General features: G+C 59.4%; 10 protein-coding genes. 6 read left to right on the top strand and 4 right to left on the bottom strand.

The genetic code is table 11. The features are described 5' to 3' along the window. Window positions 1–1,860: 1,860 nt before the first annotated feature. A complete protein-coding gene (locus AB5K84_RS37995; protein WP_304563723.1) occupies window positions 1,861–2,535 on the bottom strand; it encodes a hypothetical protein in 675 nt (224 codons plus the stop codon). A gap of 236 nt (window positions 2,536–2,771) precedes the next feature. On the opposite strand from AB5K84_RS37995, the gene istA reads away from it, so the two are divergent. Further along, window positions 2,772–4,286, top strand: coding sequence for an IS21-like element ISBj11 family transposase (gene istA / locus AB5K84_RS37990; protein ID WP_038973741.1), 1,515 nt, complete (start codon window positions 2,772–2,774; stop codon window positions 4,284–4,286). Continuing rightward, on the top strand, window positions 4,283–5,092 hold the full coding sequence (istB, locus tag AB5K84_RS37985; RefSeq protein WP_018270204.1) for an IS21-like element ISBj11 family helper ATPase IstB: 810 nt from the start codon (window positions 4,283–4,285) through the stop codon (window positions 5,090–5,092). The genes istA and istB overlap by 4 nt, the downstream gene beginning before the upstream one ends. Before the next feature lie 17 nt (window positions 5,093–5,109). Here istB and AB5K84_RS37980 read toward each other — a convergent pair whose 3' ends face one another. Then, the gene (locus tag AB5K84_RS37980; RefSeq protein ID WP_441232736.1) at window positions 5,110–6,174 is read right to left on the bottom strand and encodes an outer membrane protein; all 1,065 of its coding nucleotides are present in this window, start codon (window positions 6,172–6,174) and stop codon (window positions 5,110–5,112) included. Window positions 6,175–6,706: 532 nt separating this feature from the next. Here AB5K84_RS37980 and AB5K84_RS37975 point away from each other — a divergent pair. Continuing rightward, window positions 6,707–7,467, top strand: a protein-coding gene (locus AB5K84_RS37975; protein WP_236842183.1) for an IS5 family transposase whose coding sequence is annotated in 2 segments (ribosomal slippage) — window positions 6,707–7,046 and window positions 7,046–7,467 — 762 coding nt in all. Because the reading frame shifts where the segments join, the coding sequence is not laid out codon by codon here. Between the two features lie 738 nt (window positions 7,468–8,205). Here AB5K84_RS37975 and AB5K84_RS37970 read toward each other — a convergent pair. Both AB5K84_RS37970 and AB5K84_RS37965 read right to left on the bottom strand, forming a co-directional pair. Beyond that, on the bottom strand, window positions 8,206–8,622 hold the full coding sequence (locus AB5K84_RS37970) for an SET domain-containing protein (protein ID WP_011084680.1): 417 nt from the start codon (window positions 8,620–8,622) through the stop codon (window positions 8,206–8,208). Between the two features lie 684 nt (window positions 8,623–9,306). Continuing rightward, window positions 9,307–10,635, bottom strand: coding sequence for a hypothetical protein (locus tag AB5K84_RS37965; protein ID WP_011084682.1), 1,329 nt, complete (start codon window positions 10,633–10,635; stop codon window positions 9,307–9,309). Between the two features lie 1,406 nt (window positions 10,636–12,041). Here AB5K84_RS37965 and AB5K84_RS37960 point away from each other — a divergent pair. The 3 genes from AB5K84_RS37960 (at window position 12,042) to rpoN (ending at window position 18,289) form a co-directional block, all read left to right on the top strand. Further along, window positions 12,042–12,656 (top strand): J domain-containing protein, encoded by a 615-nt coding sequence (locus tag AB5K84_RS37960; RefSeq protein ID WP_011084684.1) that lies wholly within the window; start codon window positions 12,042–12,044, stop codon window positions 12,654–12,656. 1,099 nt (window positions 12,657–13,755) lie between these two features. Next, window positions 13,756–14,541, top strand: a complete 786-nt coding sequence (locus AB5K84_RS37955) for a helix-turn-helix transcriptional regulator (RefSeq protein WP_441232735.1) — start codon at window positions 13,756–13,758, stop codon at window positions 14,539–14,541. 2,293 nt (window positions 14,542–16,834) lie between these two features. Beyond that, the gene (gene rpoN, locus AB5K84_RS37950) at window positions 16,835–18,289 is read left to right on the top strand and encodes an RNA polymerase factor sigma-54 (RefSeq protein WP_011084688.1); all 1,455 of its coding nucleotides are present in this window, start codon (window positions 16,835–16,837) and stop codon (window positions 18,287–18,289) included. Window positions 18,290–18,693: the final 404 nt, after the last annotated feature.

Here is an 18,693-nt window from a genome sequence, read left to right as displayed (position 1 = left end):
GCGCGCGGGATCGGAAGAACCGGGGTGCGTCGCGGAGTGCCCAAGGCACGCCGCCGCGCCCCGGTCCCGGGATCACCGGCCAGCGCCGCACTGTTAGCCGTGCGCGGGATGATCGTCTTCTCGGCTGCTTTGCGTCTGAGGGATCCCCGTGAGCGCTGCACGACGGTGTGCCGCGGCCGAACTGCTCGGGGCGGTGCTTCGCGAGGTGACCGAGAATTACCAGGGCAAACGGGGCTCGGCCGCAAGCCAGCGCTCGATGTCGGCTGGGTTCGGCAAATTGGGCAGAAACCGGTGCCCGTTGAGCACTTGCTTGGAAACGGCGGAGGCCCTGCAAGTGCGAGGCTGGATTGTCTTGGCGGACGCGAAGGTATTCTCAAGGAGGTGGCAGCAAAGATCGCCTAGCCGCAAGGACCGTCGCAAGTGGCGCAGTCGCTTTGCGTAGCAGTGGGATTGCGTGAGCGTATTTGTCGAGGAAATCGTGTCAATTTAACACTACCAAATCTGGGCGTTCTGCAAGCAGTAGCTCCACCGTAGAGTCACGCAAGATCGCATGCACATAGGCGTGTGCAACCAGCCTCAAAAACCGGAAAAGAACGTCATGGCGAACATCAATCTCAGCTCCCAATCTATTGCAGGTGCACGCGCCGGACAGCGAGCCGCCACCGCCCGGAAAGTCATTGAATGGCGAGCGCCGGCCCCGAGACGCCGAGGCTTCCACATGATCCACGGAATGAAGCCCATGGCGCGGATGCTCGCAGCAATTAGGCGCGGGCTAGCCTTGTCCGATCTTGACCGGTGCTGCGCAATCTGGTGGCTCTATCGTCTCCATTTCGGGTTCACCGGCGACGTGATGTTGGGGCTCGCCGCGGTCAGGATTGCCCAGGAGAGATCCCGCTGCGGAATTTAGGAATCGTGGGGCGCGCCTTCCATACGGGCTCGGCGCCCTGCCGCCGGTTACGTGTTTGGCTGGCGAGGAAAAGTGGCCGAATGCCGATTGCCTTTAGTCTCCCCCAGCCAATTGGGCCGCATTCACTTCTAGCGCCGAGGATCTGCCCGTGGGGGTGGCACCAAAGTGCAGGCAAATACGATGAGCAGATTGCAAAAACTGAACTTGCGCTCGCCCTTCACACGATCAGTAAGCTGAATTTGATGTCGGATGATGCTGCTCATGAAGGTCCCAGCAGGGGCAGACGACCGGGCCATAGCGGGGAGTGTAGGAATCAGGACGGTCTGGAATCCTTGGTCACGTCTGGTGATCGGGGGCAAGGACGCGCGGCTCGCATTCCATCTGGTGATCTTCTGCTGTTACATGAAAGGAAATGACCCGCGTGAGTTCGCGTGGCGATGCAAGGGCGGGTAGCTCGCCAAGCAATACTGCCCGAGTCGTTGCGCTGGATGGATCCTCGCGCAGAACCTCACCGACGCTGTGTACCCACGGCTTGAATTCCTCTGTGAGCGGCTCGTCCGTTGCAGACCGCCAGCCGTTCAACTCTCCCCTCGGTGAATAAGCCGTTGATCTTTCGCCAGGCACTTTGCGCCCGCCTCCGGCCGCCGCGCGATGAGACAACGGCCGCGGCTTCCCGGTCGGTCGGCGCCTTCGCAATGGTACGCGGAATCGGCTTTGGAGCGAATTCCGGGTCAACGGATCGAGCTCTTATCACCAGAAACGAGCTCCGGTTCGCGAGCGGAGTTGCGCTCGCCTTGTCCATGCGGGCGGTTTGCAATCGAAGCAAGCCGGTGTACAGGCGTGATCGCGACATAGTCCTCGGCGGCGAATGGGCGCCGAGGACTGGGGCCATCAGCGAACTTCAGAACGGCCCCTAAGCATCTGCAGTTTGGAGCCTCGTAACAGTGAAGCCCTTAGTTGAGCTTGTAAGACGCCTGGAAGAACGTACCCCACCGTTCCATGCTGTAGTTCGCAAATCCTAGCGAGCCGCAGCCGTTTCCGCAGTCCGCGGAGTCCGCTTCCTTTTTCGTCCACATGGCCCAATAGCGGCCTCCAACGCCTAGGCTGATATTGTTGGTGACAAAGTAGGACAGAAGGCCTTCAACCTGGACGCCGCCGCCACCATTGCCGTGTTGCTCACTAAAGGTGGTCTTTTTGCGCAAGAGATGATTATCGCGGCCCTTGAAGTCGGTCCAGGGCAGGTAAGCGATGTCCGCATTCAGGCGCCAGCGCTCGGTCAGCATAGTTTCGGCGCTCAAGCCGATTCGAGGCGCATTCCATTGAGTATCTTGGCTGCCAACGATCCTATCGTCGCTCGGCTTGATACGACAAAAGTCCTGCGGATTTGTGAGCGGAACGCAACCCCTCGAGTCTGAGCTCTGGCTGTAATAGGCCCAGCCTATAAATCCGCCGATCTTGTAGTTCGTACTGCGCAGGACATCGTAACCGGCGTCGGCCGTGTAATATGCAAATCGCCCGTTTGACTCACCTGAACGAGTATTTAGGTAGGGGTATCCCTCGTGGGGCAGCCAATCTTCATCGTTCGATTTCCCTTTGTTGAAGAACCCGATACCAAGGCTACTCTTCAAGAACACTCCCCAGGGACTGTCGACACGGCCGAATACCTCCTGCCGCGCGGCGAACAGGATGGAAGTGGAGCGTCGACCATGATGAGAGGGCTACGCCGGGCTCGTGACGCAGGGAGGGCGTAGCCCGACCGGAGTTACGAGCCCGGCGTCGGCGCGATCCACAGCGGACCGCGCCGACTGGTGATCGCGGCCGGCTGGTTATGCAAGTGGTTCTTCCGCCAAGAGGAATCACTCGCGTGCCAGGCCGACACATTACCGATCACCAAATGAGGCTCTACATGAAGTACCGTCAGACCGATAGCCCACCCGTGGCCGCCGCCAAGGCTTCGTTCAGCACCTCGACCGCTTACCGGATCGAGAAGGATCGACGCCTTCCGTCGCAGAAGAAGGCTCCCCGCGGCCGTCGCCGGCCAGATCCCTTGGCCCGCGTATTTGAGACAGAGATCGCGCCGATGCTGAAGGCCGCCCCCGGTGTGCGGCCGGTCACGATCTTCGAGGAGTTGCTCCGACGCCATCCCGAGCTCGGCGCCGGCATCCGTCGCACGCTGGAGCGCCGGATCCGGGCCTGGCGGGCGATCCACGGCGAGGAGCAGGAGGTCATCTTCCGCCAGACCCACGAACCCGGTCAGCGCGGCCTGTCCGACTTCACCGACATGGGCGAATTGGGTGTCACGATCGCGGGCGTACCGCTCGACCATCGTCTCTATCACTTCCGGCTGGCCTATTCCGGGTTTGAGCACGCCCATGTCGTGCTCGGCGGTGAGAGCTTCGTCGCTCTGGCCGAAGGCCTGCAGAATGCCTTGTGGTCACTCGGTGGGGCGCCACGGGAGCATCGCACCGACAGCCTGTCGGCCGCCTTTTGCAATCTCGACCGCGACGCCAAAGACGATCTGACGCGGCGATACGAAGACCTCTGTGCCCATTACGGCATGCGGCCTTCCCGCAACAATCGTGGCATCGCCCACGAGAACGGGGCGATCGAGAGTTCGCATGGTCATCTCAAGCGAGCGATCGGCGACGCGCTGTTGCTGCGTGGCACCGCCGACTTCGACGATCTAGCTGCCTATCGTGGCTTCATCGATGAGATCGCCAGCCGCCGCAATGCCCGCAACGCCAAGCGGATCGACAGTGAACGTAGCGCACTTCAGGATCTGCCGGACCGCCGCACGTCGGACTATGAAGAGGTGATCGTCCACGTGACGTCGTCCGGCGGCTTCACCTTGCGCAAGGTGTTCTACACGGTGCCGTCGCGCTTGATCGGCCATCGGCTGCGGGTGCGCCTGTATGACGATCACCTCGACGTGTTTGTCGGCGGCACGCATCTCCTCACCTTGCCGCGCGGGCGGCCGCATCCCAATGGCAAGCACGATCAGGTCGTCGATTATCGGCACGTGATCCATTCCTTGCGGCGCAAGCCGATGGCGCTCCTCAACCTGGTCTACCGCGACCAGCTGTTCCCCCGGGAAGCTTACCGCCGAGCCTTCGACGTCTTGCGCAAACGCTTACCGGACAAGAAGGCCTGCCGGATCATGGTCGATCTCCTCGCACTCGCCCATGAGCGCGGTTGCGAGGCCGAACTCGCCAATCAGCTCACGGCTGACCTGAACGACGGCCGGCTGCCCGACCTCAACCGGCTACGTACTCACTTCGCCCCGGATCCCGCCCAGGTGCCGAACGTCGTGGTACGCCTCGCACCGCTCGCCACCTATGAATGCCTCATCGGTACCGCCGAGATCGGAGGCGCCGCATGAGCACAACCAACGTAGTCGACACCGCGCGCCTCAATCTGTTGCTCAACGAGCTGCGGCTGCCCGCCATCAAGGCGCTGTGGCCGCAATTTGCCGAGCAATCCGATAAAGAAGGCTGGCCGGCGGCGCGCTTCCTCGCCACCATTGCCGAGCACGAGATCGCTGAGCGCGGCCGCCGCCGCATCGAGCGCCATCTCGTCGAGGCGCGGCTGCCTACCGGAAAGACCTTTGACAGCTTCGACTTCGAGGCCGTGCCGATGATCTCCAAGGCGCAAATGACCGCACTCGCCGCCGGCGACGGCTGGCTCGGCAAGGGCGCCAATCTGCTGCTGTTTGGTCCGCCCGGTGGAGGCAAGAGCCACTTGGCGGCAGCAATCGGCTTGGCCCTCATCGAGAACGGATGGCGCGTCCTGTTCACCCGCACCACCGATCTCGTGCAGAAGCTCCAGGTGGCTCGCCGCGAGCTCAACCTCGAGGGCGCCATCAACCGCCTCGATCGCTTCGATCTCGTCATCTTGGACGATCTTGCCTATGTCACCAAGGACCAGGCCGAGACCAGTGTGCTGTTCGAGCTCATCAGCGCACGCTACGAGCGACGCTCTTTGCTGATCACCGCCAATCAGCCCTTTGGAGAATGGAACAAGGTCTTTCCGGACCCAGCTATGACCCTCGCGGCGATCGATCGCCTTGTTCACCACGCCACCATCGTCGAGATGAACGTCGAGAGCTATCGCAGGCGGACTGCCCTCGAGCGAAAGCGTGGTCCAGGGCGGCCACCGGAGCACGCGACACAAAAAACGCTCGCTTGATTGACGCTCCGCGACAATCAAAGCAAACAAAACTCTTGCGCGCGACAATCATCGCGGCGATCATCATCGCGCCGCGACACTGACTCGCCATCCTGATCGCCGCGCTCTTCCGACCCAGATCGTCGCGCTATAACCTCCCCCGAAAGTCCGTCCAGTGCATGATAAGTGAGCCTGGAAATCAGTATGCTGGGGTCTTCAGGCCAGCCATACGGGACTGCGCTTTGATCCCACTGGAATCTTCCCCGGCTCAGCCAGAGCCGCGAGCCCCCTTCGAACGACCAACCGGACGTGTAGGGAATGGGTGGTACGCTGCCGGCTGATCTCGCATGCAGCGGCGAATCGGACTTTGGTGCGGCTTCTGGGTCCGCACCAAAGTGGTAGTTCAGACCAATTTTCCCAATGTGATAGTTGCTGGACAGGCTGGTCGTGCTCGCCGGCAAAATCGTAGACGGAGATAACTTCGCGGTCGAAGCGGTCGCGACGCTCGGCCCGCCAAAATGCAGATAGTCATACTCGACGTTCACCGACCATGAAGGCGTAAGGGCTTGCTCCACACCGAGCCCGATGACGCCACCAACTTGGCCATAGTCGAAATGGGTTTTCTCCTGTGGCAGGTCGCCCCCTTCAAAGTTGTTGACGATGTCGCCTCGATTATTTTGCCAGGCTGCACCTGCCTTGAGATAGGCAAGCGTTTGCCCGAGCGAGCCGAAGGCGTAACCGATGCGACCGGTCCCGGTCGCAAAGAGGTTCGGAGCTGCGTTGCAGTTTGCGCTTACAATCAAGTCTGAGGCTGCGAGGCAGGTGTTTGAGCCGCTCGCGACAGCTGCGCTGGCATCCAGTTCGAGGCCGTACACCCAACTATTGTTCTGCCAATTGTAGCCGATTTGGCCACCTGCGACGAAGGAGGGAATATCGACGACGTCGCCGTAGATCGGTGGGCCGAACGGATTGGTGAAAGAGGTTCGACCGTACCCGCCGCCTACATGCCCGCCAATGTAGCCTCCGGACCAGTTCCACACCGACGGTGGCAGGGCTTCTCGCCCGAGGTTCGCCATAGATGTACCCGTTGTGGCGATCGCCATGGTCGCAGCCCCCAAAAAGAGAACTCTTGATCGCATAAAGATTGCCCTGAACTTTCCCGAGTTGTAGTCGCGCTCGCTAAGTATCGCCGCACGGCAAATCGTCGGAGCACCAGGCCCCCAATAACGAGCCGGGGCCGCTCCGAAGATCACCGCACGACGATTGGTGATGACGTCCTCAACGTAGCAAGCCGCGTGCCGGAGCAATTCCTTTGTTCTGCAGGAGCTTACTAAGAGCGTGCCGCGTCAACTTCCCTACATTGGGTGGAAGGCGGACGAACGAGTGTCGAGGTTCGCTGCATTGCGGAGCTAGCGTCCAAGGCACGTGCATGTGCCGGAACTTTGTGGTCTGCCCGGTGAGCACAAGCTGGTTCAGCTTGGATGAGCCGTGAGATTTCAAGCCTAGTGTTCTTTTCACTCCGCGAGCTGCCTGATGGCAACCAGCCGGCCGTTGCAAGTTCAGCTCGTACTAGGGTCTGTACCTAAATAGCGCCACGTGATTCTCTTGCCTACGTGTTGATTCGGGGGCGAGAGAATGCGCGCTGGTTTGTTTTGGCTGAACGACAGGCAATGGGCGCGTATCGAACCGCATCTGCCGAGGGGACTGACGGGGCCGGATCGGGACGACGACCGACGCATCGTCAGCGGCATCATTCACATGCTGCAATCGGGTGCACGATGGCGTGATTGTCCACGTGAATACGGCCCTTACACGACGATCTACAATCGCTTCAATCGCTGGGCCAAGCGAGGACGATGGTGCGCAATCTTCGAAGCGCTGGCCAAGCCTGGCGAAGACGGCGTCGTACTGTCGCTCGACTCGACCTCGATTAAAGCTCACCGGTGTGCCTCCGGCGGAAAAGGGGGGAGCACAATCAAGCAATCGGCCGCTCGCGCGGAGGCCGCACGACAAAAATCCATGCGCTGAGCGATCCGCTCTGCCGGCCGGTCGTCCTGCATCTGACTCCAGGCCAGGATGCCGATATCGCTGCGGCTCCCGATGTCCTGGCGCTCGCGCCACCCATGAGCGTGCTCCTCGCCGACAAAGGGTATGATGGCGACAAGCTTCGCGGCGCAATCATTCGTCGTGGCGCCAAGCCCGTAATCCCCAATAAATCTAACCGTGTCGTCATCCATCGCTTCAACAAACGCGCCTACAAAGGACGAAATGTCATCGAACGCTGCTTTGGCAGGCTCAAGGACTTCCGGCGCATCGCCACGCGATATGACAAGCTCGCCCGTAATTTTTTGGCCGCTGTTCATCTCGCCGCTCTCGTCGCATATTGGCTCAATTGAGTCTGGACCCTAGTTTTTGGGAGCGTGAGTACGCCAGGAAGCTAGGAGTCGTGCTCGGACCGCTTTAGGATCGACGCGCCCATTGTCTTGCGGCTTTCGTCCCTCGCGGCATCCTTGAGCGCGTAATGATAGTTGATCGGCAAGATCGGATGGACCTCGGCCGACGAAATCGATCACACGATAGTCGCTGATCTCTTATCTAAACAGGTCCTGATATGGCAGTATGTAGGATCGTGACCAGATGGGACGGATGCTCTCTGCATTGCGCGAAGCTAAATCGGAGGCGCAAAGATCGAGCCGCGATAAGCCCTCATCAAGTGCGTTTGTAACAGCACATCTGCTACTCTGACATCAAGCGGCACAATCGGCCTATCCTAAAGGTAATATCAGGATCGGTGCCCGGGCCATCTCAGGAAATATCGAGGATCAAGACTCAAAAGTCAGTGCGAGAACGGGCACATCCGCGGAGATCCGGCGTTGGGTAAGCTCTAGAGATGCAATGAAGTCCGCCTCGAGGAGATACCTCATCGAAAGCGCTCCCGCGACGGTGCGCCAAGGAGCTCTGCGCGCCAAGGGATGTCTGTCGAACAAGGCTCCGCTCGCAAATCTTCTTGCTCGGTAAGGCAGCTAGAAAATTGGCCGAGTCGGTCGATGGCCACAACGAGTTGCCGAAAGTCTTGCCGGCGTAATTCGCCAACGGATCAAGTCGTCAGACCGCGAACTTGAATCCACCGTCGCCTAGCCCGTTGGGGCATCAAGATTCATGGATGGTTCTTCATTCCACGATACGTCACACCGTGGATCGAAAAATAAGTAATTGCAGGTCAGTTCTTCACCGGGTTGTACGTCACGGGCTGTGAAAACTCGGCGGTCGTCTTGGTATGTGTTTGGGCGGCTGCTGTGGTTCATGAAGCGGGCATTGTCAGCATTGTACTCGATAACACCATCGTAAGCCTTGTAGTCTCTTGGATAGGCATGCTTATCAAGTAGCGCTTGGAATGTTGGAGCTAGGGCTTCGTATTGTTCAGGCGTCACCGTGATGTCAACGATTGGGTTGTGAATCCAGATCAACGAACCTTTGGGCAAACGAGTCGCGGAGAAAAGTCCAATACCGCCAAACCTGTCTGGCTTCAAAATTGTGTCGACGATCAGCATTGAAGAAGTCTCCCGGAGTTACTACCCAGCAAACTAACTGACGTGAGCTGCGAAATCTGCTGCACGAATTGGTAGGCTCGTTTATCCGCGCCTCCATCACAATTTATGTCTTCTCCAGGCGTATTGGGCCGCCTGCTGCGGATCGCCTCCAGCGACAAGGCCGTGAGCTGGGAGGGCTGCAAGTCAGTCGCATTCCGAGCAAAGATCCGTGTCGATTATAGCGGCGAGCTCGTGTCGCACGATCATGACCTGTTACCAGCGCGACGGCGCGCTCGATGCTCTCGCGGCCCGGCAAGCCGCCGACAAGCCCTTCATCGCAGCTTCAAGAGCCGCCCGCGGGTGAATGCGTCAGTGCGTGCCCAGGCAACTGTGGATGTGGAGCAGATATTGCAGGCAAAGTGCGCGGGAGGCCGGCACTCGACTGCCGATTTCGCTGCACAACCGCCTCGAGGCAATCAACGTGATCACGCCGTAGTTAGCAAGAAAACGGAGGTAGAAGTTCGGCCCAACGAGGAGTTGCTAAGCGATGATGCTGGCAAGTCATCGACGCGAGCAGCGGACATCTGTGCTGCCCAGAACCGCGCCAACCTCGCAGGAGCAGCCGGAGCAAGCTATGGTCCAATAACAAGTCCAATTCCGGAACTATCTGGACGGGCTCCATGCGTTTGAGATGTCCCTCGGCGTCTACATTCGTGGGTGATGGATGAGCCGAAGGTCATCGGAGCCTCCGGGTCCGAAAAGGGCGGTGTAGCGCTCACCATGAATGTCGTATTGTTTTGTCGGATGCGCTTCGTCCGGCAGAAGGCCCCACTGGCCGAGTTTCGCCCGCATCGTGTCCGGCGCGGGTTGGGTGCCGTGCAAAAAAGTCTCGGGAACGGAGAATGATGCAGCGTAAATCTCGCGGGCCGCGGGGTACGTCCTCTGAGCCCTGGAGGACGCCGGAGCGGCTTGCTCAATCGACCGTCCAAAAAGCGATCGGGCGGTTCGATCCGTTGGCTGCAGGCTGGGCGGCAGAACGTTTTCCGGTCGAGATCCGAATTGAATGGTTGAGCCTGGCGGATTGAGTGGGGTGCTTCGCCTCATCGCCCCCGCAGGCACGAACAGCGCCGTGTAACGGTCATTGTGAACGATAAAACTGGTAGGTCGGCTGTCCTGGCTCGGCGGGACGTTGCTGCGCTCGTGCGCAGCGGACGCGTGCTGGTCGCCGTGCTGCGCGTTGAACGGACCAACGGCCGCTTCTGAGTCCAGGGCTTGGTGATGACCCTCGTTTGGTTCGAGAGATGACGATGGGCGAGCGTTATCCACCATGGCCCACAGCAGATCCTGATCGTAGACTTCCTCAGGAAGGACGAACCGGCTGCTGGCCAGAAGCGGTGCGCCGGCGTCTTCAATTAACTCGCGACCGGTTGAATTGCCGGGCTCGGTGCGCTGGCGCGCAGTGGCATTTTCTTCCGCCAGGCTTAGTGTCCTCTGCCTCTTCGTAGGTTGGCCGGTGTAATCCTCATCCACAACGACTTCGTGACCTGAGCTGGAAGCGACCGAGGCTAGCTCGTTTGCAGCCGGCCGGTAGGCGCCGCTCCAGCTGAAGTAACGAACGGCTTCTTCGGGATCCGGTGCCAGACCACCCGGGGCTGGCCGGTTGAGAGACGATGCTAGGATCGCTTCGCGTATCGGCTCTTGCCACGGATCCTGATCGTGACCTTGCGCAGTCAGTTCCTCCGGCCCACCCTGCGGCGCGCGATGCTGCGCAGCGGCGTCCTCGCGTCTGGTGACTGCGTGTTCGGGATGAGGACGGTCCGTGCTCTGGTGCTCAAGTCCCAATGCCTGGGCCAGTCTAAGGCCTTCTTCAGACAGATGAGGGTAGTAGGGATCATGAAAAACGGGATTCTCTGCGATTGTCGAGGTATCAAGCTGGGGCACTTCATCCAAGTAAGGCTCAAACTCCGCTTGCTGCTGTTGCGGTGCCGCGGCGTGGTCACGGTCGAGTGGGTTGATGCGGTTAAAAGGGTCCATGTCGACTCTCCGGTGGTTTGAGTCGGCTCGCAATGCCGATCCAATCGTGTCACTGTCTCACTCTATTAGGATCAGCTGTCGACAAGCTGACGTGCTTAGAGACTAACCGGAGTGCGATCTCAGCTCAGTCATTTCGCCGCAATCGCGACTGGTGACGAAGCCGAGCAGGCGGCATCGTTTTTGCCTGTTTGGGACGGGCTCAAATACTGTCGGCACTCTGACGCCGCGATGATCTCGGCAACTGATTGTGGCTCTTCGGTCATCCCAACGTCTCACGCTTGCTCAGCTTGCACAATCTAATACGGTTGGTGGCCGACAACGGTTCCTGGCTCGCATGTTCGTGTGCCGTACCGCGGCGGATGCTCTCGCTCGGATTGTGGTTCTCTGCTGGTGCTCGGCCGGCAAGACACAGAAAGCCAATAGGCTTTATATCGGCGATCCTTGTCCGGTAATCGCGGCCACGCACATATTTGGTGCGCTCGCAGTAAAGATGTCGAGTGCATGCTCCGCGACCGCGCCGGCTGGGCGCCGTTGAGACCCTCCATGGCCTTCTTCTTGCCGCTCAGAACCAGCTCGGGCTCTCTTTGATCGCCGGCGGACTTGTGCTGCGGCGCACGTATTTGCCCCGCGATCGATTGTTCAGGCCCCAAAAATCGCTAATAGCAAAAGATTCGCCGCATCCTTTCCAGCAGGGCCGATCGTGCCTCCTGAAATCGCGAGTCAACATACGGCCCGGCTAAGCAGGGGATCAAAGCTCCTGGTCGCCGCGCTCGGCTGGCAAAATCAAGTACGTGAAGCGGATCCAACCGGCGAGAGTCGCGCGCCCGGTCCTCACCTTGGGCCCGGCCGCCTCGATTGCGCCGATAGCTTTTGCGGTGTTGCGCGGCCATCCTTGGCCGCTTCATCTCGCCGGCGTCTCTGGAACGATTCCGTCGCGGCACCGGGCGAGCAGAACACGCGCTCTGTTGCGCAGAATTTGTAGCACGCATGATCAACCGCAGGCGGCTGAGCGAAGGGCAGGATGTTGATAGTCTCATTCTGGCCATATCGCCTCGTCGAGAAGTTCTCGCAAATTCACCATCCGCGTTGCTCCGCTGCTTCCCTAAGCGCGTCATCAGCCAGATTCCTGCATAGCTCCCGCTTTGTTCGTATTCACCCGGTCCCGTTCAAGACCTCGATGTGCAGAGCCCGACAGCACATTGCAATTGAATCGATCTGAGATCGCAAAGAGATGATTGTCTGAACCAAGCGCGCGAGTCCTGGCATGTCGATTGCTGGGAAGTGCTTGCTACACCATGCACTGAACTAGACGCAAAGGCCGAGTCAGATCCAACTTGCCGTCGAAACCAATTCTCTAGCTTAGAAGCGGCGCTGCTTACTGCCGCTCCGCCCAACGGAGCCAAGTCATGCTGAGCGACACATCCAAATTCTTCGCCTCCATTCGCATCAACAAGCAGGAAGCGCAGGAGGAGCGCCGGACCGCGGTGCGATGCGAATGGCCTGATTGCCAGAACAAGGCAACCCATCCCGCGCCAAAGGGCCGCCACAATGCGCGCGAATATTGGCACTTCTGCATCGAGCATGCTCGCGAATACAATCAGTCCTACAATTTCTTCTCCGGGATGGACGCCGAAGCGATCGCGCGCTACCAGAATGACGCGCTGACGGGCCATCGTCCAACTTGGAAAATCGGCGAGCCCATCAGCGCCCGCAAGATGACCGGCAGCCCGGCCCATTCCGAGGACGACTGCGATGCTTTTTGCATGCTCGCTGAGCTGAAGGGACGCGCCCGCGCGGAGGCCAGGCCTGAGACGCGCAAGCTTTTCAATGCCAAGCGGAAAGCGTTGCAGGTGATGGGCCTGAATGTCGATGCGACGCTCGGAGATATCAAGGCGAGGTACAGGGCGATGGTCAAGAGGCACCACCCCGATGCCAATGGCGGCGACCGCTCTACGGAGCAGCGCCTGGTCGAGATCATCAAGGCCTACCATTACCTGAAGACCGTGGTGCGGGAGAGCTAACCCGGACACGACTTGAACGGCTTCACCTCACCCGCCATTCCATAGCCCTTCATCGTGTGAAGGCTGCACCCGAGCTGGCGTGTAACCCGCTTCAGACCCTAGGCCCGAGAGGCGCAACATTTCCGCCACGCCACAAGGAGTTCTATCAACCTGCTCCCGGACCGATCAACAACGAGCCTTTGTTTCTTTCCTCGTTCATTCGCTCTCTCCTCGGGTTTGCAAGGAGGGGGCAAGTCTTCACGACGCCGATGGGAAGTTCGCAAAGGCGAGCCACAGCGAAAGTTCGAAAGTGCCGTCCTCGACTGCTCGAAAAGCAGAGCCACACTAAACTGCTGCTCCGCTGCCCGCAGGAAGGTTGGTACTGGACTTGCCTCGCGCGTTAAGATGGCACTCAGGGAGTGCCATTCGCGCCCCGTCAATGCAGGTGAGACGGCAGGCCTTTAATCACGCTCTTGATCTATATCAAATTCTGTGTCGCGCATGAGACGTTGTCGCATGTTCGACGTATGTCACATCCGCTCAACCAGAGGAGACCATCTTTCTGCGAGTGCCCCTATTATGGGGGCAAGTTCTCCGATCGGCGAGTGGTGCGAGAATTGCTGTGCGCATCGGTGGTTCTTGGAAAGTCCTGAGGATCGCATGCACGCTGTCGTCCTCGTCAAGCAGCCATTTGTTGATGTCCGCGGGTGGTGGCCCAAAATGCGCAAGCACCTGAGGGCGCTGGACCCGTCCGGGTGTGGTGTGCCGAGCTGCGAACAGTTCCATGCCGACCTCGCTCCTTTGCGGTGGCGCTCGAGATGCCGGCATGTTCTTACGAGAAGTGCTGACCGTGTCCGCCGCAATCGTTGCATGATTTGCCAGCCGTTCTTTCGAGAGACTGGGGCACTGGCACCTCGGAGAGCAGCCCGACCGGTCAGCAGCGAACAAAGTCAGCTTCGCTTTGGCTCGACCTGCCAGCGTGCGTCAAGTCGCTCCGATTATCTTCTCGGAGCGTGCTGGGACCGTGTGAAACAGTTCTGGGCCGAGCTTTCCTTTCGCGCGCGAGCTTTCAGCTGCAAGAAGCAAAGCCAACATCTGTGTAAGCAAACGGAAATAGAAAATGGATGACCAGTCGCACGGCAAAATGCCACTCGCTTCAAGCAGACGGGAAAGCCGCGGGCCCGACCTATTCAGCTTCATCGAGTGCGCTATACAGACAAGATCAATCGCAGCGCTGTTCGATCTTCTTGTGAAGTTCGCGAGCAATGAAGGCTTTGATAAAGTCGCCTACGGAGCACTCTCCTGCTCCAATGAGCGTCGTTTGCCAGAGTATCTACCGCCCCCGCCAACTATAAACTTCCCGTCTGATTGGTGCCAACGCTATGCTGAACAAGAATATCAAGCGATCGACCCGGTGGTCCGGCGGACAGCAATGCTGCCAAGGCCCTTTCTTTGGGATGAACTAACCAGTCGATATGAACTACAGCCCCGTGAGCTGCGCGTCTTACGCGAGGCCAAAGAAGCAGGCCTTAAGCATGGCATGAGCGTGCCATTGTTTGGATCGCAAGGCCGATCGGCTTTCGTATCGTTTGCATCTCCTTTCGATGATGCCGATCCACAGGATCGCATGGCTCATCTCACGACATTGGCGTCGGCGTTTCACAACGCTGTCGCGCAGATTACACCGCCGCTTGATGAGAGTTGCGAGACAGACATTCCGCTAACACCGCGAGAAACAGAGTGCCTATACTGGGTCGCAGAGGGGAAGTCAGCCTGGGTAATCGGGCAACTTGTTAACGTCACTGATAATACCGTCAATTTCCACATGAAGAACGTCATCAGAAAGCTAGGGGCGGCAAACCGGACAAATGCTGTAGCCAAAGCAACCCGGCGCGGCATCATTTAGCTCCGTACGCCTTCAAAGGAACGATCAAGGACCCTGCGTCGGCGGGCTCTTCCTTTGCGATTCATCTGCTGCGGTCGGGATAGCCGATCTCTAGTGGATTCAACGATGTACTTCAACGGAATTGGCTCAAACCAGATGACGGGGCAAGCGCATCCGGCGCGCGTGTCCGGTGTTTATCAGTGGCTGGCGTGGACCTAGGGGCGTCGGCGCTTCATGCAAGTCTCGCTGCGTCAGACTCGCCTGAGGCTGGATTTCCTAGTTCGGACAATGCAGGTCCTAGGCGGTAAATCGCATGCTTTGTCATACCGACCACGCGATCCCGGCGCTATTGATATGAAGTTCCATCCGTTTCAGATCGAGGATGTCGATCTGTTTGCCAGGAATCGCGCTGTTATAGGTTTTTGCAAGTAAGTGTTGCTAAACAGGCTGCTCAACGCAATGAACGGGTTGAAGCAACAATGACAACATCTTCATTCTCGCCACCAACCGTCTCGAGGCTCTCGAGGCTGCGCCAGCCGGCCGTCCCGGCCATATCAATCAGGCAACTGAGGTGCCGCTGCTCGATGCGACCGCCCGCGAAAGCTGGTTCGTCCCTATGGCAGGGGCTTGCCGCTGGACGAAGCCGTGATCGCTGAAGCCAGGCCCTTCACCTGAGCGGCAGCGCGGCCCTTATCGAGAAGTTGATGCTTCGCGTTGTGCAATCGAGGCTTGCCAGCTGCGGCAATGTCGGCGCGATTTCCACTAACATGAAGCTACCTGCCCGTGCGCAGCGAGTTCAATCGCGATGCGCATTGCATTGTGGCTATGGTGCGCGCCCCACAACTAGGCGCGTCCCAAGTTACCTATCGAAGGATTTGTGGTGAGGGGTCTCCAGCCGTCGACCTTGCGCATGTTGATCTGGCCGGGGGTGAGCAGGCCAGGACGGCATTGCCGCGGCGGCCGCTGATGGCAAACGGTCTTGATCTTGATCCGTCGCTCGAACTCCTCACGCGGCCGCTCAATTGCGTCGGTAGCCGGAATAAGATGTCGCGGCGCCAACTTCCGCTGCGGTGTTCTACAGCGCGGTGTATGGTGCTACCATCGGCGCAGAGGCAGCGGGAGCGCGAATGGCAGGTACGACGACGCGGGCGATGAGCCGGGGTTCGGCTCGGGAGCTTGCCTCTGCGACCCGGTGAGTTGTACCAAGAGCGCGAATTCTTCTTGTCGTTTCGCCGCAGCTCAGATGCCACTGAGGCGAGTGATTGGGGGCGGCATCCCACCGAAGCTTCGGAGAGGTGTTGTTTGGGGAGGCGGCAGGCTTCACCGGCAGCACCGATATGGCGAGGAGTGGGCCAACGCGCTGGCAAGACCCCGCTGGCCAGCGATGAAATGTTGCTCGAGGTCGTAGGAACATCATGGCGGTCTCGCGCGTGCGGACGCCTCTCGCGGAGCGAGTATGTCGGCCGGCCGCTGCAAGCAAGGCGACTGGCGCAGGGCTCTCGACCAAACCGACAAGATCGTCCCGCTCAGCGGCCAAGCGGAGGAAACTAACTGTCCCAGATTTGATGCGTCAGAGGCCCCAGATTCGTCATCCCGAATACGTTGGAACTTTCGGCAGGATAAGCCGAAGAGCAGGCCAATATATGCCCGCTATTCGAACTTCTGCCGATTTGCGTCAGCAACCCGGACAAGAGACTCTTCTCGACGCACATGGGGCAGACGCTAGCGGCCAACAAGCGGCAGGCGTTGGGCAGCTGAATGGTGATCGCCTCGCAATCGCGTTTGACGCAATAGCGATCTTGCGGCCGGTTCAACCCGCTACCTCAACTATTTTCGACTGCCAGCCCTAGTGCCAATTCGTTTGGGCAACTTCCTTCCACGATCGGCTTCGAAGTTCGCGCTAATTCGAGCGTGCAGCAAGGCTCGACAGCGAGGGACTGTCTGAGTGGCGGCAGGCACTGATCCTGAGCCCCGCGCAGCTGTTGCCGGCGCTCCTGCGGGAGGGTGGAGGATCGCGGCTACGCGCAGAACTCACCGAAACTGCCGGGGACTGCAAGTCCTTGATAGGAGTATCGCCACGGGAAGCTGTCCTGTTTGTTGATGCCCTCGCGTCACAGTGCCGCATCCGAATTCCTAGTCCTCTCATCTCGCGCACAATGGGGATTGACGAGGGAGCTCCGACTGAGTGTCGGATTCCGTTGTTCGCTGCCTTCATCTCACCTCGCATCCGCTTTTGCGCGACATCAAAGCGCTTAGATCAGCTCCTGACTAGATGAGCAAAACGCAGACCAACTTCAGTAACGGTTCTTGCTTCATGGCGCTCACGCAAAGATTAGAGTTCCGGCAATCCCAGTCGCTGGTCATGTCGCCGCAGCTGATGCAGGCGATCAAGCTGCTGCAATTATCTAATCTCGACCTCATGACCTTCGTGGAGGAAGAGCTGGAGTGTAATCCGCTGCTCGAGCGTGCCAGTGACGATGCAGCTGGGGCCGAAGCCCCGACTGAGGTCGATCAGGTCAGCGGCGATCAGCTGGCCGAGGCCCAAGTGCGCGACGCCCGGGATGGCGCCATGACCACCTATACCGAATGGGGTGGCGGCGGCTCGGGTGACGAAGACTACAATCTCGAAGCGTTTGTCGCGTCCGAGACAACATTGTCCGACCACCTGGCCGAACAACTGTCGGTCGCATTCACCGCGCCGGCGCAGCGCATGATCGGGCAGTATCTGATCGATCTCGTCGACGAAGCCGGCTATCTGCCGCCGGATCTCGGCCAGGCCGCCGAGCGGCTCGGCGCAACGCAGGAGGATGTCGAGCACGTTCTTGCCGTCCTGCAGGAGTTCGATCCGCCCGGCGTCTGTGCGCGTAACTTGCGCGAGTGCCTGGCGATCCAGCTCCGCGAGCTCGATAGATACGATCCGGCGATGCAGGCCCTCGTCGAGCATCTCGATCTCCTCGCCAAGCGCGACATCGCGAGCTTGCGCAAGCTCTGCGGCGTCGACGACGAGGACATCGCCGACATGATCGACGAGCTCCGCCGGCTCAGTCCCAAGCCGGGCATGAAGTTCGGGTCGGCGCGGCTGCAGACGATGGTACCCGACGTCTATGTCCGTCCGGCTCCTGATGGCGGCTGGCATGTCGAGCTCAACAGCGACACCTTGCCGCGCGTGCTGGTCAACCAGACCTATTATTCCAAGCTGTCGAAGAAGATCGGCAAGGACGTCGATAAGTCCTACTTCAACGACGCGCTGCAGAACGCGACCTGGCTGGTGCGCGCGCTCGACCAGCGCGCCCGCACCATCCTGAAAGTTGCGACCGAGATCGTGCGTCAGCAGGACGGCTTCTTTACCCTTGGTGTTGCGCATTTGCGGCCGCTGAATCTAAAGGCCGTTGCCGAGGCCATCCAGATGCATGAATCCACGGTGTCGCGCGTCACCGCCAACAAATACATGGCAACAAATCGCGGCACATTCGAGTTGAAATATTTCTTCACGGCATCGATCCCTTCGGCGGATGGCGGTGAGGCGCATTCCGCTGAAGCGGTGCGTCACCGCATCAAGCAGCTGATCGAATCCGAAGAGCCGTCAGCGGTTCTGTCCGATGACGCGATCGTTGAGCGCCTGCGAGTCTCGGGCATTGATATTGCCCGCCGCACGGTCGCGAAGTACCGCGAAGCCATGCGCATTCGGTCCTCGGTGCAGCGCCGCCGCGACAATATGTGGTCAACGATGAACAGTAGAGCATCGGGCGGAACTGGCCTCGATAAATAAACCCCCAGCTGTCGATTTAATCCGGAAGCGTAGCTTTGGAGGTCTCTGAAAGCGGGCCTTTGGAGCGAGATTGTTGATGGTGATGGAAGGAAGCTTCTGGCGCGGCATTTGAGGAGAGGTAGTATAGGCCGACTGCCGTCTAAGAGGGGCGAGCGTTTTCAGAGGCTCCGTCGGCGCCAAGCTCTTATTCCTCCCAAGTCCTCGCCTTGGCTTATTGTCGGCCGATATACGGCCCCGATCGGTAGCAGCCGGCTGATCTCGCACGCCAATGATCGCCACCACCTCTTCCGCGATAACTTTCCGGTTCGTTGCTACGCTGCACAACAAGGTTGTAGGGCGAATTATTGGCTTAACCATAATAGCTCGGCGCTAAATGTTGTAAAAACTACACTTGGAGCGCCCAG

Origin of the sequence: Bradyrhizobium sp. 1200_D9_N1_1, from assembly GCF_052075915.1 — a bacterium.
Lineage (GTDB): Bacteria > Pseudomonadota > Alphaproteobacteria > Rhizobiales > Xanthobacteraceae > Bradyrhizobium > Bradyrhizobium diazoefficiens.
This window is presented reverse-complemented; position numbering and strand designations above follow the sequence as displayed.